Genomic DNA, 19,210 nt, shown 5'->3' with positions numbered 1-19,210 from the left:
CTTGAGCAATGGAATGTGAGACTGGGATGGTTTGCAAGATAATTCTAGTGAACTGGAAAAGGGCAGCCGATACGTGCGCTTGTCTTGCAAGTTTGGAACGTCTTGCTAATGAGGATTGGTATGCCGTTGTTTGTGATAACGGCTCTCCAGACGATTCCGTCGACAGACTTCGAGCCTTTCTTTCAGAGAGGTACTCGGAACGAGTTAGGAGTGTAGCAGCGACAGATGGAAGTCGAATTTTTGATTATTATTCAGTTTGTCGCGGCGAATTGTCAGCGATTCGAGTCACTTTTGTGGCTGCTGTCGCTAACTTGGGTTTTGCTGGTGGTAACAACCTTGCGTATCGGCATGCCCGCAGCGATGTTGACACCGATTTTGTCTGGTTTCTGAATAACGACACCGAGGTGGCGCCCGATAGCTTGCTTCGCTTGGTTGAACGAGTGACTCAAGATCCAATGGTCGGAATTTGTGGGAGTACGCTGGTCTACGCGCATGACAGGAGAACGGTTCAGGCGCAGGGCGGCGCGGTGTACGTTCCGATGACCGGGGCGGTGCGCGAAATTGGTAATGGGACGCTGTGGCCTCGCGTGGTTGATAGGGAGTCGGTTGAGCGGGAGATGCGGTACGTGTCCGGCGCGTCAATGCTGGTGACGCGCTCGTTTCTGGACCGTGTTGGACTGATGAGTGAAGACTATTTTCTCTACTATGAGGAAATCGATTGGGCGGAGCGCGGTCGACGCTGTGGTTTTCGTCTTGGGTATGCACCCGAGTCCGTCGTCTATCACAAGGAAGGGGCGGTGCTGGGTTCAGGCACTAGCGCAAGGCGTAGCGCGCTGGCCGAGTATTACGCGCTCCGAAACAGGTTGGTGGTCACCCGCAAGTTCTTCCGGTGGGCGTTGCCGACGGTCTATCTTTTTTCGTTGCTGCAGGTGGTGCGCCGGGTGGCTCAGGGGCAGTGGTCGCGCGCCTGGATGATGCTTTCTGTTCTTATTGGACTGCGTCGGTCGGCGCCGGGCTGATGAGTTTTGTTCGCGTGCTGTTTCTCTTTTGTGCGTTGCTGATGGCGGGGCCGGTGGTGGCACTGCGCTGCGCGACGCCTGAGGCGCTGTTCACAGAGGCCAGGCCGAAGGGCGTGTCGGAATCTCGTTGGCAGGTGTGCGCCATTGAGGATGAGCGCGCGCTCCATTTGTCGGGCGTGCTCGCGTCCTCCTTGGTGCGCGCCCGTGGGTATGTAGATGCAGTGTTCTACGATCAACGTGGGCGCCGGCTTTGGCGAGCGCGTCAGGGGCCGTGGCTGGGGATCTTTTCTGGGGCGGTGCTCGATGTGTCCATACCCGTTCCCGCGGGGGCGACACAGGTAAGGGTTGCGGCGGCGACTGAAAGCACGATGTTGGAGGCTGACGGCCGGTGGGAGATTGGCGGCCTGCAGGTGGTGCGTGGGGTTGTGGCGACGCTGAGCGCGGCCGGGAATGGCGTCATTACCGACGGGCGCTCGGCCAAGTGGTCGGTCAAACTTGTTCCGTCGTCTGTTGAAGGGCGTGTGCGGTTGGAGTTGTTCGATGTGGATGGTGAGACGGTGGATGTCCAGACCGGCTCTTATCGCCCAGAGTCGCCGCTGGTGCTGGATTTTGGGGTGCTCCCGCCGGGTTACTACGATGCCCGTCTCCACGTCGATTCTGCCGGAGGCCGGGCCGCTGCGGTTTCCGGCGCCGTGGCGGTGTTACCGCCGGGCGATGTGCCGAACGAGCCTCGCTTTGGCATGGATGCGGCGTTGAGCTGGTACGGCGGGCCCCCCGCGATGGTCGAACGATCAGTGGCGATGATGCGGCTCGCTGGCGTGGGTTCATTGCGCGACCGTTTGAGCTGGACCCGAACGCAACCGGCTCGGGGGAAGACGGATTGGGGTGTTCATGCGGAGGTGGCATCGGTTGCAACAGGGGCAGGGCTGGATGTTGTACAGGTGTTTCACGACTCACCGCCGTGGGCTCGGGGTAAGGCGTCGGGCCCGGCGGATCGTCTGCCTCCGCGGGATGATGCGGCTGCTTTTGAGTTTGGGCGTGCTTACGCGGCCGGCTTGGGGCGGTTGGCGCGGAGCGTGGAGTACTGGAACGAGCAGAACAGCAATTTCTTTGCCGGCTATCCGTTTCAGTACGCGAGCGGGCTCAAGGCTTTCAGTGCCGGAGTGAGGTCGGTGGATCCGGCAATTCGCGTTCTGATCGGCGCGGCAGCGGGTAAGCCGGGGCGGTTCTTCGAGGAAACATACCGCAACGGCGTGGGCCCGTTTTTCGATGTGCGCAATCAGCATTTCTATGGAGACGCGGGAGAGTTCGGTCGGTTTTATGCTGATCATGTCCGCGGGATCGAAGTGGGCGGTGGCGTGGCGGAGCGCCCTGGGTGGTTGACTGAAATTGGCTATTCCTTGCGGCGAGATGGTGGGGGTGGCTGGCGTGCAGCGGAGTTGGCGCAGGCCGACTACCTCGCCAAGACCTATGTCAGGGGGGTCGCCGCGGGTTATGAGCGGGTCTTCTTTTTTTTCTGGCGCGAGCTTGTAGAGGCGGAACTGCATACATGGGGGGTGATCCGTGAGGACTTCTCTCCACGTCCGGCCTATTTCGCCCTTGGTTTGCTGAGCAGGCATCTCGCCGGCGCAGTGCTAGCGGGCGTCGAGGCGCGGGGCAAGGGTCGGATCGTCTACTTTCGACGGGGTGCTGGTGACTATGTTGCGGTGATGTGGGGTGGAGATGACCCTGCGCGATTCGGCAGTTCAATTGCGGCGACCGATGTTTTCGGAAGGCCAGTTGACGGTGAGTGGTCGCGACGGCATCCGGATTCGCCCATCCTCATGACTGGGATATCTGCACTCCCTCCCGCGGCAAGCACTGTTGCCTTGCCAATGACGCGTCGGCAAGCCCTGCCGCAGTTGAGGATCAGCGCAAAGGTTTTGGTGGCCGGCGTGGCCCCCGATCCTGGCCAGAAGAACCGGATTGCGGTGGAGGTCGGGGATGGCGATGTGGTTGAGATTACGGGACGGCTTTTTTCCGACAACGGAGGTGGTACAAATTCCGCAAAGGTGCTCTGTTCTAGTGGCCCAGGTTTGACCCTTGATTCTCGTTCTGAAATCTCGGTGGATCGGATTTCAGAAGGGGGCGCGGAGTTTAACTGCCGTTTCAGGAGTGCGCTTTCAAAGGTCGGTGAAAGCTATATTTCGGCCACGGCTGTGCGGGGGTCTTGGTCCGATGTGGTCCGCGTGGCGCTCATTCCTGACGCCGCTGCGGTACGCGCGCCGTATCTGTCTGTTTCTCCTGTCGGCGAGTGTCCCGTGTGGGTAGGGCGAGCCTCCCGGAATGTCGATCTGGCGGTCGATGGACTGCCTTCTGGCGGGCACGATTGCCCGCCTGTGAAGATCGTTAGCCGTGTGCGTAAAAGCGGTGAAACTTGGGTGTTCCCGGCCACTGCTGTGCGTGGCGAGCGTCTGAGTTCGGCGAGAGGGTTGCGAACTACGGTCAGTCATGTTACCGGCATGAGCCCGCCTCCGACGCCGCTGCTTTTGCAGCTTGTCGAGCGCAGTGGCGGAATATGGCTGGTCGATCTAACGAAGGGCCGCGGCAATGGGGATACCCTGACCGGCCTTTTTAATCTGGCGCGGCCGGCTCCTTGGGCCCGAGATGACAACGGCCAGCTTGATCTCGAGAACGTGAAGGAACTGATGTTGGGTTGGGGGGGCTATGGCGGCCAAAGAGGGCAGCGCCATGCCTTTTCAGTTGAGTCGATTGAGTTTCTCGCCAATGACTAGTGTTTGTGCAGCAAGATTTTCGGAGTGCGATTAGTGGAACTGGTGCTCAACCTGTCAATGCTCGGCCCGCAGCCTACGGGGCTGGGGGTCTATTCGGAGAACTGCACCAACGGTATCGCGAGGCGCTTCCGGACTTGTCTGATAGCTGGCGGCGGCGCCATGCCGCCAGGGGACGTGTTGCTCAAAGCGCCGGCATCTGTCGCGATCGGTGGCGGAAAGCTCGCAGCAATACGTCGGCAACTGTGGATGCGATCAATAGACTTTGGCGATAATCGCCTAGTGTATTCACCAACGCATCATGGCCTGCCGGCCCAGGGCGATCAGATTATTACGATTCATGATCTGATTTGCCTTCGCTTCCCGTCTCAGCACCGGCCGCAGTATCTTTTCTTCCGCTTCGGTCTCCCTCGGTTACTCAAAAAATGCCGAGCCGTATTTACCGTTTCGGAGACCACGCGACAGGATGTTGCCTCAACTTATGGTTTTCCGTTAGAGAACATTTATGTGGTCCCAAATGGCGTGGATGCGAGCGCATTTTCTCCAGATCCAGAGGCGAGAGCGGTCGAGCCGTACTTGTTGATGGTTGGCGCTCGATATTCACACAAGAACGTCGATGAGGTGCTCGACGTGGCCAACCATTGGTCTAAACGCTTCCGCTTGGTGGTGACATCTTGCGGTGGTGAGTACAGGGCCGCCCTTGAGAAAAAGGTAGCAGCGCTGGGTCTCCGTGGTCGCGTGGAGTTCACGGACTACCTTTCGCGAGCGGATTTGATTCGGTTGTATCAAGGCTGCAGTGCTTTGGTTTACCCATCGAAGTGGGAAGGATTCGGAATTCCACCGCTTGAGGCCCTGGCCTGCGGGAGCCCCGTGATCGCGTCGGACATACCGGTGCATCGAGAGGTGTTGGGTGACGCTGCTTTTTTCGTGCGGCTTGGCGACCCGTCAAGTTGGGCGGAGGCATTAGAGGCCATACAGACCGATTCGGAGGTGGCTGGGCGCATGGCTGTAGCAGGTGATCGTTTGCGGCGCTTTACCTGGGGGCAGGCAGTAAATGCGCTTGAGCAGGGTTTGTTGGCGGTTGAACCCGCTCTTGAGGCATGTCGATTGATTGGAGGCGCCCCATTTGGGGCTGGAGTGCAAGCTGAATGAGTAGCACGGGAAGAGTTAGCGCCGTCATCGTCAATTACAACACTCCAGAGCTGACGCACAAGTGTGTGGAGTCAATTGCTCGGTTTGGCGTGGCGAATAGGGCCGATATTATTGTGGTGGACAACGCATCGCCAGATGGTTCGGGTGCTCGATTGAGTCGAGAGCTTGAAGGTGTGAAGGTGATCTGCTCCAACCGCAACGCTGGTTTTTCAGCGGGGGTAAACATCGGTGCAGCAGCCGCGCGATGCGAGTACCTGCTGGTCTTGAATCCGGATACGTACTTTGTCGATCAGAGTATATGTCTAGCCCTGGAGATACTCGACCAATGCTCGGATGTTGGGCTGGTGGGGCTAGATCTCGTGTATCCAGACGGAAAGCGGCAGTTTTCTGCGCGGCGTTTTTACAGCATTCTGGATATCCTTGGGCGTCGTTTGCCTATTGGCCGTTACTGGCCTTTGAAGCGCCGAATTGAAGATCATATGATGCTCACTGCTTGGGACAGCGAAACCCCATTTGACGCCGATTGGGTCATGGGGACTGGTTTCGTCGTCCGTCGGGATTTGTTTGAGCGTGTCGGGCGTATGGACGAAGGCTACTTTTTATACATGGAGGACGTGGAGCTTTGTGCCCGTATGTGGGGTGCTGGGTCGCGAGTCGTTTGTGTACCTAATGCCCGACTGGTTCACGACCATCAGCGCTCAAGTGCCGCAGGCCCGTTTAGCTGGGCGGGACGCATGCATCTAAAGAGTCTCCGTCTTTTTTCACGGAAATACCGCGTTCCATTGTTGACGCCGCCTGATGTGAGTGCTGTTAGTCGATTGCAAAGCACTGGTCAGCCCCGGCCGTGAGGCGGCCACCGACATCTGTACGAAAAAATCGTGTTCTACGATTTGGCATGTACGGCCCAGAGTTGATTCTGATTTGGGTGCTGGCCATTTCGGTGTTGGCTGTCGAGTCTGTACACGTTAAAATGCGATTGGAATAATTTGTTGATGATATGTCCGTGAACATCACCCACCACGGTGCCTTCCATGGCGTGACCGGCTCCTGCCACCAGTTGTTCATCGACAATGCGCGCAGCCTGTTGATCGACTGCGGCTTGTTTCAGGGGGCGGAGACGTCGCCGGACGGGCGGGGTGGGGCGGATGCGCTGGAGATCGGCTTCGATCTGGTCGGGGTGCAGGCCTTGGTGGCCACGCATGTGCATATTGACCATGTGGGGCGCATTCCGTGGTTGCTGGCGGCGGGGTTCAAGGGGCCGATCTATTGCAGCGAGCCGTCGGCCAAGTTGTTGCCGGTGGTGCTGGCCGATGCGTTTGCGCTGTCGGTGAGCCGCGACAGGCGGGTGGTGGAGCGTTACTTGCAGTTGGTGGAGTCGCGCATTCGCCCTGTGCCGTGGAAGACCTGGCAGACGGTGGCCGACGGCCCGCAGGGGCGCTGCCGTATCCGGTTGCAGCGGGCGGGGCATATTCTGGGCTCGGCCTATGTGGAGTGCGAGCTGAGCCGGCCGGGGCAGCCGGTGCGGCGGGTGGTGTTTTCGGGGGACCTGGGTGCGCCGTATGCGCCGCTGCTGCCGGCGCCCAAGTCGCCGTACCGGGCGGATGTGGTGGTGCTCGAGAGCACCTATGGCGACCGAAATCATGAGGGGCGCGCCATCCGTCGCAAACGGTTGCAGGCCGCGGTGGAGCGGGCGTTGGGCAATGGCGGGACGGTGATCGTGCCGGCGTTCAGCATCGGGCGCACGCAAGAGCTGTTGTATGAGTTCGAAGACATCCTGCATCGCCAGCGCGTGCGGCCGGGGCGTCATGCTGAGCGCTGGGAGAAGCTGCGCATCTACCTGGATTCGCCGCTCGCGGGGCGCTTTACGCAGCTGTATCGCGAGTTGCAGCCGTTCTGGGATGCCGAGGCGCAGCGCCGGGTGAGGGCGGGGCGCAAGCCGTTGTCGTTCGAGCAGTTGGTGGCCATCGATGATCACAAGGCGCACGAGGCCAATGTGCGGCGCCTGGCGCGCAGTGGCGAGCCGGCGATCGTGATCGCGGCCAGCGGCATGTGCGCGGGTGGCCGGGTGGTCAATTACCTCAAGGCGATGCTGCACGACGCGCGGCATGATGTGGTGTTCGTCGGCTACCAGGCGCGCGGCACGCCGAGTGCGGCGATCCAGGCCTACGGGCCGCGCGGCGGCTATGTGGACCTGGATGGCGAGCGTATCGAGATCCGCGCCGGGGTGCATACGCTGTCGGGCTATTCGGCGCATGCCGATCAGGATGGGCTGGTGCGTTTTGTGACGCGCATGCGGCATCTGCCCTCGGAGGTTCGCCTGATTCACGGCGATGATGACGCCCGCCGTTCGCTGGCCGAGCGCTTGGTGCGCGAGACGGGCGGGGCGGTGGCGGTGTCGAATGGATGAGGGGGCGGTGCGGCGCGATACACTCGTGGCCTTGGCGTAGCGCGGATAGGCGCTGCACGGGTAGCCCGTGCTGAGGGCTGCAGGCCCGACGCCGGGGCGGTAGCGCCAGGAGGCGTTGTTCCCGGGGTCGCTTCGCTCGCCCGGGCTACGGCGCCCGTTGAAAATGTAGGGCGGATAGGCTGCAGGCGCTTCCGCCATCGGCGTCACACGCCGCGCAGTGCTGCAGGACATGCAGGTTTTATGAGGGATGGAATGTGATTCTCGTAACAGGCGGCGCCGGCTTCATCGGCGCAAATTTTGTGCTCGACTGGCTGGCCGAGAGCGGCGAGCCGGTGGTGAACCTCGACCGGCTCACCTATGCCGGCAATCTCGAAACCTTGCAGTCGCTGCAGGGCGATGCGCGCCATGTGTTCGTGCAGGGCGACATCTGCGACCGCGGGTTGGTCGATGCCTTGCTGCATGAGCACCGGCCGCGGGCGATCGTGCATTTCGCGGCCGAGAGCCATGTGGACCGGTCCATTCACGGCCCCGCCGAGTTCGTGCGCACCAATGTGGAGGGCACCTTCACGCTGCTGGAGGCGGTGCGTGCCTATTGGGGGGACATGGCCGAGCCGGCCAAGGCGGGCTTCCGCTTCCTGCATGTGAGCACCGACGAGGTGTATGGCTCGCTGGCCCCCGACGCGCCGGCCTTTACCGAAACCCACCCCTACGAGCCCAACAGCCCCTACTCGGCGAGCAAGGCGGCGAGCGACCACCTGGTGCGTGCCTGGCACCACACCTACGGCCTGCCGGTGCTCACCACCAACTGCTCGAACAACTACGGGCCCTACCAGTTTCCCGAAAAGCTGATCCCGCTGATGATCGTCAACGCCCTGGCCGGCAAGGCGCTGCCCATCTACGGCGACGGCATGAACGTGCGCGACTGGCTGTACGTGACCGACCACTGCAGCGCGATCCGCACCGTGCTGGCCCATGGCCGGCTGGGCGAGACCTACAACGTGGGCGGCTGGAACGAGATGCCCAACATCACCATCGTCAAGACCATCTGCGCCATTCTCGACGAGCTGCGCCCGTCCGAAGCCGGGCCGTATGAGCGCCTGCTCACCTACGTGACCGACCGCCCCGGCCATGACCGCCGCTACGCCATCGACGCCCGCAAGATCGAACGCGAGCTGGGCTGGCGGCCGGCCGAGAGCTTCGAGACCGGCATTCGCAAGACGGTGCAGTGGTATCTCGACAACCCCACCTGGATCGCCAATGTGCAAAGCGGCGCCTACCGGGAATGGGTGAGCAAACACTACGCCGAACAAAGCTAAGGACATGACGATGACGCAAGCTGCAACCCGCCCGCGCAAGGGCATCATCCTCGCGGGAGGCTCGGGCACCCGCCTGCATCCGGCCACGCTGGCCGTCTCCAAGCAACTGCTGCCGGTCTACGACAAGCCGATGATCTACTACCCGCTGAGCACGCTGATGCTGGCGGGCATTCGCGACATCCTGATCATCTCGACTCCGCAAGATACCCCGCGCTTCGAGCAACTGCTGGGCGACGGTGCGCGCTGGGGGTTGAATCTGCAGTACGCCGTGCAGGCAAGCCCCGACGGGCTGGCGCAGGCCTTCATCATCGGTGCGGATTTCATCGGTGGCGGGCCGAGCGCACTGGTGCTGGGCGACAACCTGTTCTACGGCCACGACTTTGCCAAGGGGCTGTCCTCGGCCAGCACCAGTGCTGCCGGCGCCAGCGTGTTTGCCTACCCGGTGCTCGACCCGGAGCGCTACGGCGTGGTCGAGTTCGATGCCGACGGCCGCGCGGTGAGCCTTGAAGAAAAGCCCGCCAGGCCCAAGAGCCGCTATGCCGTCACCGGCCTGTATTTCTACGACGAGCGGGTGGTCGACGTGGCGCGCGAGCTCAAACCCAGCCCGCGTGGCGAACTGGAGATCACGGACGTGAACCGCCAGTATCTCGACTGGGGCGCGCTCGACGTGCAGGTGATGGGCCGTGGTCATGCCTGGCTCGACACCGGCACCCACGAGAGTCTGCTGGAGGCTGGCATGTTCATCCAGACGCTGGAAAAGCGGCAAGGCCTCAAGGTGGGTTGCCCGGAAGAGATCGCCTGGCGCAAAGGCTGGATCAGCGGCGAGCAACTCGCGGCGCTGGCGGCACCGCTGGCCAAGAACGGTTATGGTCAGTATCTCAAGCGACTTCTCGAAGACAGGGTGTTCTGATGCAGGTGAGTGCGACCGATTTGCCCGAAGTGAAGATCCTCGAGCCGAAAGTGTTCGGCGACTCACGGGGTTTCTTCCTCGAAAGTTTCAATGCCAAGGCCTTTGCAGAGGCCACTGGCGTGGACCTGCCCTTCGTGCAGGACAACCACTCGCGCAGCCAGCACGGGGTGTTGCGCGGTCTGCACTACCAGATCCAGCAACCGCAAGGAAAGCTGGTGCGTGTGGTGCGCGGCGCGGTGTTCGATGTGGCGGTCGATGTGCGCCGCAGCTCCCCGCGCTTCGGCCAGTGGGTAGGCGTCGAGCTGACCGAAGACAACCATCGCCAGCTATGGGTGCCGCCGGGCTTTGCGCACGGCTTCCTGGTGCTCTCGGCCAGTGCCGACTTCCTCTACAAAACCACCGACTACTACGCGCCTGAGCATGAGCGCTGCGTCCTGTGGAACGACCCGGCCATCGGCATCGACTGGCCGCTGCAGGGCAACCCCTTGCTGTCGGGCAAGGATCAGGCCGGCGTGCCGCTCAAGGATGCCGAGGTGTTCGCATGAGACTGCTGGTGACTGGGGCGACCGGGCAAGTGGGCTGGGAGCTGGCACGCAGCCTGATGCCGCTCGGCGAGGTGGTGGCACTCGACCGCGCCGCCTGCGATCTGGCCGACCCCCAAGCGGCCGCCGCCGTGGTGGCCGGCTACGCGCCGGACGTGATCGTCAATGCCGCCGCCTACACCGCGGTGGACAAGGCCGAGAGCGAGCCCGAACTGGCCCATCGCATCAACGCCGAGGCGGTCGGCGCGCTGGCTGGCACGGCGCGTGGGATCGGCGCCTTGCTAGTGCACTACTCGACCGACTATGTGTTCGATGGCAGCAAGGACGCCCCCTACACCGAAGCCGACAGCACCGCGCCGCTCAATGTCTACGGCGCCACCAAGCTCGCCGGCGAGCAGGCGATCGCTACCTCGGGCTGCGATCACCTGATCCTGCGCACCACCTGGGTGTATGCCGCGCGCGGGCACAACTTCGTCGCCACCATGCTGCGCCTGTTCGCCGAGCGAGAGGCCCTGCGCGTGGTGGGCGACCAGCATGGCGCTCCCACCTGGGCACGCAACATCGCCGACGCGACCAGCAGCTTGATCTGCTGGGCACGGCAGGCGCGCGACGCCGGCGACCCGGTGCAGCAGACCTTCAACCTCAGCGCGGCCGGCGAGACGACCTGGCATGGCTTCGCCGAAGAAATCCGCCGTGTCGCTGCACAGCGCTGGCCCGAGCATCCGTGGAAAGTGCGCCAGATCGATGCCATCGCCACGCACGACTATCCGACCCCTGCCGCCCGCCCCCAAAACTCGCGCCTCGACGGCACGCGGCTGGCCGACGCCACCGGCATCGTCATGCCCCACTGGCGCGACGCGCTGCTGCGCTGCCTCGAAGACCGCCCCGCGCCATGAGCATGTGGCGGCACCCCGTGGGCCCGCCGCATGGTGTACGGTCGATGACAGGCAGGATGGCGCATGAGCGGCTTTGAGAATTACCGCGAAGACACGGCCGCCCTCGAGCGCGAGATCGAAGTGCGCGGCATCGTGCTCGGCATCGACTGGCACAACACGGCCGAGGTGATGGCGCTGGCCCGCGAGGCGCTGGCCAGTTCGCCGGCGCATGTCGAGGCCCTGGTTCGCGACCCCGATCCCAAACTCAAGGCCAAGGGCGAACTGTTCGCCTTGGCCGTGCTGATGTTGCAGACCATGGCCGAAAGCGCCTCCATCGGCATCCACTCGCATGGCGGTAGCGCCTGGAAAGCGCTCGGCCACGCCTTTCTCGTGCTCACCGACGCCGCCCGCCGCGACGCGTCGGCCCCGTCGGCCGACTGAGATTTTACCTGCCTACCCCCGCCCGAGCGTGGTTCTCGCCACCCCGGAGGTGGCGAGTCCGGAGCGTTCACATAAAGACTGTTTGCATATGTCATTGTCGTGATGTGCGGTCTCGTCTCCACATCATCAAGAGGCAATAAAAATGAAAATGACATGGACTGTGGCGGCGCTCGTGGGGCTGTCGGTAGTGGCGCTTCCGGCAGCTGCCGCACCGGTGGCGGGGGATCTGGCGTTTGTGGCGATCAACGCCGACGAGGACGGCTTTGCGCTGGCGTCTTTCGTCGATCTCACGGCCGGGACGCAGCTGTTCGTCACCGACAATGAATGGAACGGCAGCATGCTCGGCGCCGGCGGCGCTTTCACGTCCGGCGAGGGCGTGCTCTCGTGGACACTGGGCAGTGCCGTGTCGGCCGGCACTGTGGTGCGCTTTTCGGCGGTCGATTCGGCGGCGAATATCGCTGTCTCGCACGGAGCGGTGAGTCGCAGTGGCGGTTTCGCGTTGAGCCAGACCAACGAGAGTGTGTATCTCTACCAGGACGATGGGGCTGGTGGTGTCATCCCGCTGGCCGCGATCGGCTATGGCTCGGGTTTTGCCGATGAACTGGCGGGCTCGGGCTTGGAGGGGCAGGCGGTGATGCTCAGCGGCACGGTCAAATTCGCCGAATTCGGCGGGGATCGCTCGCTCGTCTCGAGCGTTGCGGCGCATGCTGCCGCGGTGGCGGATGTAGGCCAGTGGACGAAGCTGAGTTCAGGCGATACGTCGGCGATGGCGCCGGACCTGACCGGGTTCGCCATGGCGGCCCCAGTACCCGAGCCGTCGGGCTACGCGATGCTGCTGGCGGGTCTGGGGATGGTGTCGGTGATCGCGCGGCGCCGCACCGGGCAGCGCTGACGCGATACCGGCCGGAGAAAACCCGGCCGGCACATCAAAAAAAGGGCGCCGGATCGATGGGATCCGGCGCCCTTTTTCATGCCTTGCGCGGGTCAGTCCGGTAGGCGGTGCTCCAGCGCGAACAGGTCTGCAATGGTTTCGCGTTCGCGGATGAGATGGCAGCGGTCGCCGTCGACCATCACTTCGGCCGCGCGGGCGCGGGTGTTGTAGTTGCTCGCCATGGTCATGCCGTAGGCGCCGGCGGAGAGGATGGCGAGCAGATCGCCATCGGCCACTTTGAGCGCACGGTTGCGCGCGAGGAAGTCGCCGCTTTCGCAGATCGGGCCGACCACGTCGTAGGTTTGCGCCGGCAGGTCGCGGGCGATCACCGGTACGACCTGGTGGTAGGCGTCGTAGAGCGCCGGTCGGGCGAGGTCGTTCATGGCCGCATCGACGATGGCGAAGTGCTTTTCCTGACCCGGCTTGAGGTATTCGATACGGGTCAGCAGCAGGCCGGCATTGCCGACCAACGAGCGGCCGGGTTCGAGCAGGATCTCTTCCGTGCGGCCGGCCAGGGCCTTGAGCACCGGCGCGAGGTAGTCGTCGGCGCAGGGCGGTGTTTCGTCCGAATAGCGGATGCCCATGCCGCCGCCGATGTCGATGTGCGCCAGCGTGATGCCTTCGTCGGCCAGCTGTTTGACCAGCGACAGGACGCGCTCGGCGGCTTCGCCGGCGGGGGCCGGGTCGAGCAGTTGGGAGCCGATGTGCGAGGCGATGCCCTTGATGGCGATGCTCGGCAGCGTCGCGGCCCTGCGGTAGAGGGCCAGGGCATCGTCGAAGGCGACACCGAACTTGTTGTTCTTCAGCCCCGTGGAAATATAGGGGTGCGTCTTGGGGTCGACATCCGGATTGACCCGGAAGGCGATGGGCGCGACCTTGCCGCAGTCGGCAGCGACGGCGGCGAGCCGCTCGAGTTCGGCGGCCGACTCGACATTGAAGCAACGGATGCCGGCCTCCAGCGCCTGGCGCATCTCATCGGCGTTCTTGCCGACGCCGGAAAAGACCACCTTGGCCGCATCGCCGCCCGCCGCGATCACGCGCTGCAGTTCACCGCCCGACACGATGTCGAAGCCGGCGCCGAGTCGGGCGAAGGTGTTGAGGATGCCGAGGTTGGCGTTGGCCTTGACGGCGTAGCAGATGCTGGCCCGGCGCCCGGCCAGGGCGTGCTGGTAGGCCTGAAAGGCTTGCGTCAGCGCGGCACGGGAGTATACGTAGGTGGGCGTGCCGAATTGTTCGGCAATGGCGGTCAGCGGGACGGATTCGACCTGCAGGGCGGTGTCGCCCGCGAGGGTGGGCATGGGGTAGGCGGTCATTGTGCGGAGCGGGCCGGTTGGGGTTTGGTACTATCCGCAGCGGTAGCCGCGGGGCGTTCCGGAAGGTAGAGATCCCCCTTGATGCCACAGGCTGCCAGCACGAAGGGCAGGGCAAGAAACAGGACGGCGCGTCGGATCGTCATGGTGGGCCGGAAAAAAAGCAAAATCGTAGCAGAAAGGGGATGGGTCATGGATGAGTCGACGTTTGTGGCAGTGGCCGAGCGTGAGCTGGAGCGGATCGAATACGCGCTGGAAGCCTGCGGTGCAGAGCTCGAGGTGGAGGTTCAGCCCGGCGGCGTGCTCGAGGTGAGCTTCGAGGATGACAGCAAGCTGGTGATCAACCGGCACGTGGCGGCGCGGGAGATCTGGTTGGCGGCGCGCAGCGGCGGATTTCATTTTCGCCTCGAGGATGGCCAGTGGCGCGATACGCGCGGTGGCGAGGCGCTTTATATCGTGCTGTCGCGGGTGGTCAGCGATCAGGGCGGGCGGGCTGTGACGGTGACACCCGCCGAGTGAGCCTGCGGGGCGCCATCGCGGCGCCCCGCAGATTGTGCCGGTCAGCGCTGCGGCATGGCGCTGATCGAACTGGGCCGGCGCTCGATGCCGGGCGCCGGCGTCGGGCGCAGGTCTTCGACCGGGGCTGGCGGCTGGGTCCGCGGCAGGGGCGCGATCGGTGCCGGTGCGCTCCGTGTGTTGTTGCCGAACAGCTCGGCGGGGAAGGCCGGAATGGCTTCGCCAGGCGCCTCCATCGCGGTCGTGCCGTCTTCGAGCAGCATCTCGGGGCGTTCGGGCGGGATCGGCGGTTCGTTTTCGGCATACACCCAGTCGGGGTCGATATCGGGCCGCGCGCTGATGTAGTTCAACCGCCCCGGCTGCGGCAGCTTGGCTTCGGGGCGGCCTTCCAGGGCGACCTTCATGTAGTCGATCCAGATCGGCAGGGCCGTGGCGCCACCGGTCTCGCCGCGGCCGAGGTTTTTCGGCTGGTCGAAGCCAACCCAGGAGATGGCCACGATGTCGGGGTTGTAGCCGCAGAACCAGGCGTCGACATAGTCGTTGGTGGTGCCAGTCTTGCCTGCCAGGTCGCTGCGCTTGAGCTTGAGGGCGCGCGTGGCCGTGCCGGCGCGCACGACATCCTGCAGCATGGAGTTCATGACGAAGGCGTTGCGCTCGTCGATCACTCGGGCGGCGGTGCTGCCGGCGACGGGTGGGTCGACGCGTGCCAGGGTCTTGCCGTTGTCGTCGAGAATTTCCTTGATGATGTAGGGCTGCACGCGATAGCCGCCGTTGGCGAATACGGCGTAGCCGGTGGCCATTTGCCACGGAGTGGCCGCGCCGGCACCGAGCGCCATGGTGAGATAGGCGGGGTGGTTCTGCGGCGGAAAGCCGAAGCGGCTGATGTAGTCCTGCGCATAGGTCGGGCTGATCGACTGGAGCAGCCGGATCGAGACCATGTTCTTGGACTTGGCCAGCGCCCGACGCAGCGTCATCGGTCCTTCGTATTTGTGATCGTAGTTGGCCGGCTCCCAGTCCTGGCTGCCGGTGATGCCGGCCGGGAAGTAGAGCGGTTCGTCTTCGACATAGGTGCCGGGGCTGTAGGTGCGTTCGAGGGCGGCCGAGTAGATGAACGGTTTGAAGCCCGAGCCCGGCTGACGCAGGGCCTGGGTGGCATGGTTGAACTTGTTGCGGAAGAAGTCGAAACCGCCCACCAGTGCCCGCACGGCACCGGTGGAGGCGTCGATGGCGATCAGTGCGCCTTCGACATCGGGCAGTTGCGTGAGCTGCCAGCCGTCTTTTTTGTCTTCGCGGATGCGGACGATCGCGCCGGGGCGAATGCGCTTGGCGGCCGGCGCCTTTTCGCTGAGCATGGGGGCGGCGAAGCGCAGCCCCTTGTCGGCGATCGTGAGGCTCTTGCCGTTGCGGTAGACCGTCACCGATTTCGGGTTGGCCTGGGTGACGATGGCGGCGAGCATGTCGCCATAGTCGGGCACGTCGCCGAGCGCCGTCTCCATGGCTTCGTTGCGCAGATCGCCGGCCGGCGGCAGTTCGATGTATTGCTCCGGGCCGCGGTAGCCGTGGCGAAGGTCGTAGGCCTGCAAGCCGTCGCGCAGCGCCTGATAGGCCGCTTCCTGCTCCTTGTAGGAGACCGTGGTGATGATGCGGATGCCCAGTTCGTAGGCCTTGTCTTCAAATTGCTCGACGGCAATCTGCCGGGCCATTTCCGCGACATAGTCGGCATGGAAGGAGGCCGCTTCGTTGCGGTCGCCGGTGACGGTGCGGATCGGTTCGGCCCGGGCGGCAGTTAGCGTGGCGTCATCGATCATGTCGAGTTCGCGCATGCGGCGCAGCACATAGTGCTGGCGCAACTGGGCGCGACTCGGATTGGCCACCGGGTTGTAGGCCGACGGGGCCTTGGGCAAACCGGCCAGCATGGCCGCTTCGCCGACCGTCAGTTCCGACAGCTTCTTGCCATAGTAGGTACGTGCCGCTGCCGAGAAACCGTAGGCGCGGCGTCCGAGATAGATCTGATTGACATAGAGCTCGAGGATCTGATCCTTGCTGAGATTCTGTTCGATCTTGAACGACAGCAGGATCTCGTAGAGCTTGCGCGTCAGGGTCTTCTCCCGCGTGAGGAAGAAATTGCGCGCGACCTGCATGGTGATGGTCGATGCGCCCTGGCGCTTGCCGCCCGACACCACGTTGGCGACGGCCGCGCGAGCGATACCCTGGATGTCGACGCCGGGGTGCTCGTAGAAGCGCTCGTCTTCGGCCGCCAGGATGGCGTGCTTGAGCACGTCCGGCACGTCGGCAATGCCCACGAACGAACGGCGTTCCTCGCCGTACTCGCCGATCAGGTGGCCGTCCGACGTGTAGATCCGCAGCGGAATCTTGGGGCGGTAGTCGGTGAGGATGTCGAGGGAGGGCAGCTTGGGCCAGGCGAAGGCCGCGACGGCCGCCAGCGTGGCAAAGCCCATGACCGCCAGTCCGATCAGAGCAAAAAACGGGTAAAGAACCCAGCGCATGCGTCGTAAGAGTCCAGTAGATGAGTCGGGCGATTATACGGGCGCTGGCGCAGTGGCTCCAATGAATGCGCCCCGAAAGCGATTGTTTACACATGCCATCGTTGTTGCTAGCATTGAAGCAGTTTTTTACATGTTGCGCCTAACATGAAGAAATTTAAGGATTTTCTTTGTGATCAACTTGTCGGTTTTTAACCCGAAGGCGCGCCCACTTGTGGGGCTCGACATTTCCTCCTCGGCGGTCAAGCTCGTTGAGCTTTCCGGCGGCCTCAAGGAGGGGATTCGAATAGAGCGCTATGCGGTCGAGTCCCTGCCTCGTGATGCTGTCACGGACGGGAATATCGCCAATCTCGAAGCCGTGGCCGAGACCATCAAGCGCGCATTGCGACGCATGGGGGCCGGCGTCAAGCAGGTTGCCATGGCTTTGCCGGCCTCCGCCGTCATCACCAAGAAGATCCTCTTGCCTGACGGCCTGCGCGAGCAGGAAATGGAAGTACAGGTCGAGAGCGAAGCCAATCAGTACATTCCGTTTGCGCTCGATGAGGTCAACCTGGATTTTCAGGTGCTCGACGAGTCGCACGATGTGCCTGGCGAACTCGATGTGCTGATTGCCGCCTCGCGCAAGGAAAAGGTCGAGGATCGGGTGGCCGCCGCCGAGGCTGCCGGTCTGAAAGCGGTGATCATGGATGTGGAGTCGTTCGCGGCGCAGTCGGCATTCGAGTTCGTCTGCCAGCAGCTGCCGAACAAGGGCAAGGGGGCGATCATCGCCCTGGTCGACATCGGTGCCAGCCAGCTCAATGTCACCGTGCTGCGCGACGGCATCCAGATCTACACCCGCGAGCAGGCGTTTGGCGGTCATCAGCTCACTCAGGATATTGCCCGGCACTACGGCATGAGCGCCGAGGAGGCCGAGGCCGCCAAGCGCTCGGGCAGCCTGCCGGAAAACTACACCAGCGAGTTGCTGCGTCCGTTCATGGACAGCCTGGCGCTTGAAGTCTCTCGTGCGTTGCAGTTTTTCTTCACCTCCACCCAGTTCAATCAGGTGGATCACATCGTCCTGGCCGGTGGCTGTGCGGTGATCTCCGGGCTGGCCGAAGTGGTCGGTGGGCGCACGCAGGTCGATACCGTCGTGGCCAATCCCTTTACCAAGATGCAGTTGTCGTCCAAGGTTCGCCCCAAGAATCTGATGGCGGACGCGCCTTCACTGCTGGTGGCGTGCGGCTTGGCTTTGCGGAGGTTTGATTGATGATTCGAATCAACCTGCTGCCCCACCGTGAAGAAAAGCGCCGTCAGCGGCGCCAGCAGTTCTATCTGCTCGCGGGGGCAATGGTCGTGCTCGGGGCGCTTGTCGGGGTGTTGGTCAGTACCATCATCGGCGGCTTCATCGACGCGCAGGAAAGCAAAAACAACTTCCTGAAGACCGAAATCGCCAAGCTCGACAAGGATATTGCCGAAATCAAACGCTTGCGCAGCCAGATCGATTCGCTGCTGGCACGCAAGCAGGTGATCGAGTCCTTGCAGGGGCACCGGGCGGAAACGGTCCATCTGCTGAACGAATTGGTGCGCCAGACGCCCGAGGGGATCTTCCTGCGCGCGATCAAACAGAACGGGTTGAAGGTGACCCTGAGCGGCTATGCGCAGTCCAATGCCCGGGTGTCGACCCTGATGCGCAATCTCGAAGGTTCCGAATACCTCGCTCAGCCGACGCTGGTCGAGATCAAGGCGGCGACGCTAAAAGAGATGGACGACCGCCGGGTGAGCGAATTTACGCTCGATATCAACCTTGAACGGCCCAAGGACGCGGAGAAGGTCGCCGCGGCAGGAGGTGCGGTGAAATGAAGGCTTCGACACCTGCATCCCGACGCCAGCCGTCGATCGATCTGAGCCGGCTTGCCGACGATTTCCGGGGGCTCGACCCCAATGATCCCGGCGTTTGGCCGCTGGCGCCACGGGTCGTGTTCCTGGTGGCCATTCTGGCTGCGACAATTGCCGGCGCCTGGTGGTTCTTCTGGCAGGACCAGATGGACACGCTGCAGCAGCGTGAAGCTGAAGAGGTCACCCTGCGTGCCGATTGGGTCAGCAAAAAGCGCCAGTCGGTCAATCTGGATGAGCACCTCGCGCAACTGGCGGAGATCGATCGGCAGTTCGGGGCCTTGCTCCGGCAATTGCCCAATCGTGCCGAAATGGACTCTCTGCTCGCCGACATCAACCAGGCGGGCCTCGGTCGCGGCCTGCAATTCGAACTGTTCAAGCCGGGGAGCGATGTGATCAAGGAGTTCTATGCCGAAATGCCGATCGCGGTCCGGCTTGTCGGCCAGTATCACGATCTCGGCGCGTTCGCCGGCGATGTGGCAAAAATGCCGCGCATCGTGACGCTCAACAACCTGTCTATCGAGCGCCCGAAACCTGGCGAGCCATTGAAAATGGATGCGACGGCGGTGACCTATCGTTACCTCGACGAAGAGGAACTGGCGCAGCAACAACAAGCCGCGGCGCAAGCCAAGAAGCCGAGGTGA

Annotated in this window: 18 protein-coding genes; 15 read left to right on the top strand and 3 right to left on the bottom strand. The window is 63.1% G+C overall.

Annotated elements, in window-relative coordinates; genetic code table 11:
* The first annotated feature begins 8 nt into the window (after positions 1-8).
* The 11 genes from I8J34_RS16400 (at position 9) to I8J34_RS16350 (ending at position 12,325) form a co-directional block, all read left to right on the top strand.
* The gene (locus I8J34_RS16400) at positions 9-1,019 is read left to right on the top strand and encodes a glycosyltransferase family 2 protein (RefSeq protein WP_313799802.1); all 1,011 of its coding nucleotides are present in this window, start codon (positions 9-11) and stop codon (positions 1,017-1,019) included.
* On the top strand, positions 1,019-3,793 hold the full coding sequence (locus I8J34_RS16395; RefSeq protein WP_214362712.1) for a hypothetical protein: 2,775 nt from the start codon (positions 1,019-1,021) through the stop codon (positions 3,791-3,793). Before I8J34_RS16400 ends, I8J34_RS16395 begins: the two co-directional genes overlap by 1 nt.
* A 33-nt stretch (positions 3,794-3,826) precedes the next feature.
* The gene (locus I8J34_RS16390) at positions 3,827-4,942 is read left to right on the top strand and encodes a glycosyltransferase family 4 protein (RefSeq protein ID WP_214362711.1); all 1,116 of its coding nucleotides are present in this window, start codon (positions 3,827-3,829) and stop codon (positions 4,940-4,942) included.
* Entirely contained in the window at positions 4,939-5,790 is an 852-nt protein-coding gene (locus tag I8J34_RS16385) for a glycosyltransferase family 2 protein (RefSeq protein WP_214362710.1), read from the top strand. The genes I8J34_RS16390 and I8J34_RS16385 overlap by 4 nt, the downstream gene beginning before the upstream one ends.
* Before the next feature lie 149 nt (positions 5,791-5,939).
* Positions 5,940-7,349, top strand: a complete 1,410-nt coding sequence (locus tag I8J34_RS16380) for an MBL fold metallo-hydrolase RNA specificity domain-containing protein (protein WP_214362709.1) — start codon at positions 5,940-5,942, stop codon at positions 7,347-7,349.
* Positions 7,350-7,603: 254 nt separating this feature from the next.
* A complete protein-coding gene (gene rfbB / locus I8J34_RS16375) occupies positions 7,604-8,665 on the top strand; it encodes a dTDP-glucose 4,6-dehydratase (protein ID WP_214362708.1) in 1,062 nt (353 codons plus the stop codon).
* A gap of 10 nt (positions 8,666-8,675) precedes the next feature.
* The gene (rfbA, locus tag I8J34_RS16370) at positions 8,676-9,575 is read left to right on the top strand and encodes a glucose-1-phosphate thymidylyltransferase RfbA (protein ID WP_214362707.1); all 900 of its coding nucleotides are present in this window, start codon (positions 8,676-8,678) and stop codon (positions 9,573-9,575) included.
* The gene (gene rfbC, locus I8J34_RS16365; protein ID WP_214362706.1) at positions 9,575-10,120 is read left to right on the top strand and encodes a dTDP-4-dehydrorhamnose 3,5-epimerase; all 546 of its coding nucleotides are present in this window, start codon (positions 9,575-9,577) and stop codon (positions 10,118-10,120) included. The genes rfbA and rfbC overlap by 1 nt, the downstream gene beginning before the upstream one ends.
* Positions 10,117-11,013, top strand: a complete 897-nt coding sequence (gene rfbD, locus I8J34_RS16360) for a dTDP-4-dehydrorhamnose reductase (RefSeq protein ID WP_214362705.1) — start codon at positions 10,117-10,119, stop codon at positions 11,011-11,013. Before rfbC ends, rfbD begins: the two co-directional genes overlap by 4 nt.
* A 63-nt stretch (positions 11,014-11,076) precedes the next feature.
* Positions 11,077-11,433 (top strand): hypothetical protein, encoded by a 357-nt coding sequence (locus I8J34_RS16355; protein ID WP_214362704.1) that lies wholly within the window; start codon positions 11,077-11,079, stop codon positions 11,431-11,433.
* Positions 11,434-11,575: 142 nt separating this feature from the next.
* Positions 11,576-12,325 carry a PEP-CTERM sorting domain-containing protein gene (locus I8J34_RS16350; RefSeq protein WP_214362703.1) on the top strand — a complete coding sequence of 250 codons (750 nt, stop codon included), beginning with the start codon at positions 11,576-11,578 and terminating at the stop codon, positions 12,323-12,325.
* A 92-nt stretch (positions 12,326-12,417) separates the two neighbouring features.
* On the opposite strand, the gene lysA is transcribed toward I8J34_RS16350, so the two are convergent.
* Positions 12,418-13,662: a diaminopimelate decarboxylase gene (lysA, locus tag I8J34_RS16345; protein ID WP_230411878.1), complete on the bottom strand. Its 1,245-nt coding sequence runs from the start codon at positions 13,660-13,662 to the stop codon at positions 12,418-12,420.
* Positions 13,663-13,673: 11 nt separating this feature from the next.
* Positions 13,674-13,820, bottom strand: a complete 147-nt coding sequence (gene lptM, locus I8J34_RS25115) for an LPS translocon maturation chaperone LptM (protein ID WP_353525868.1) — start codon at positions 13,818-13,820, stop codon at positions 13,674-13,676.
* 46 nt (positions 13,821-13,866) lie between these two features.
* Between lptM and cyaY the strand changes: the two genes are divergently transcribed.
* The gene (gene cyaY, locus I8J34_RS16335; protein ID WP_214362700.1) at positions 13,867-14,193 is read left to right on the top strand and encodes an iron donor protein CyaY; all 327 of its coding nucleotides are present in this window, start codon (positions 13,867-13,869) and stop codon (positions 14,191-14,193) included.
* Between the two features lie 41 nt (positions 14,194-14,234).
* On the opposite strand, the gene I8J34_RS16330 is transcribed toward cyaY, so the two are convergent.
* The gene (locus tag I8J34_RS16330) at positions 14,235-16,697 is read right to left on the bottom strand and encodes a penicillin-binding protein 1A (RefSeq protein WP_214362699.1); all 2,463 of its coding nucleotides are present in this window, start codon (positions 16,695-16,697) and stop codon (positions 14,235-14,237) included.
* Between the two features lie 169 nt (positions 16,698-16,866).
* Here I8J34_RS16330 and I8J34_RS16325 point away from each other — a divergent pair, with 169 nt between their 5' ends.
* Genes I8J34_RS16325 through I8J34_RS16315 form a run of 3 tightly spaced genes read left to right on the top strand, consistent with a single transcriptional unit; the run spans position 16,867 to position 19,210 of the window.
* Complete coding sequence (locus I8J34_RS16325; protein ID WP_214362698.1) at positions 16,867-17,940, top strand: pilus assembly protein PilM; 1,074 nt, start codon at positions 16,867-16,869, stop codon at positions 17,938-17,940.
* Positions 17,940-18,533 carry a PilN domain-containing protein gene (locus I8J34_RS16320; protein ID WP_214362697.1) on the top strand — a complete coding sequence of 198 codons (594 nt, stop codon included), beginning with the start codon at positions 17,940-17,942 and terminating at the stop codon, positions 18,531-18,533. The genes I8J34_RS16325 and I8J34_RS16320 overlap by 1 nt, the downstream gene beginning before the upstream one ends.
* Positions 18,530-19,210 (top strand): type IV pilus inner membrane component PilO, encoded by a 681-nt coding sequence (locus tag I8J34_RS16315; RefSeq protein WP_214362696.1) that lies wholly within the window; start codon positions 18,530-18,532, stop codon positions 19,208-19,210. The genes I8J34_RS16320 and I8J34_RS16315 overlap by 4 nt, the downstream gene beginning before the upstream one ends.

The sequence above is a fragment of the Denitromonas iodatirespirans genome, from assembly GCF_018524365.1.
GTDB classification, from domain to species: Bacteria; Pseudomonadota; Gammaproteobacteria; order Burkholderiales; family Rhodocyclaceae; genus Nitrogeniibacter; species Nitrogeniibacter iodatirespirans.
Note: the sequence above shows the minus strand (reverse complement) of the source record. Positions and strands in the feature narration are given on the sequence as shown.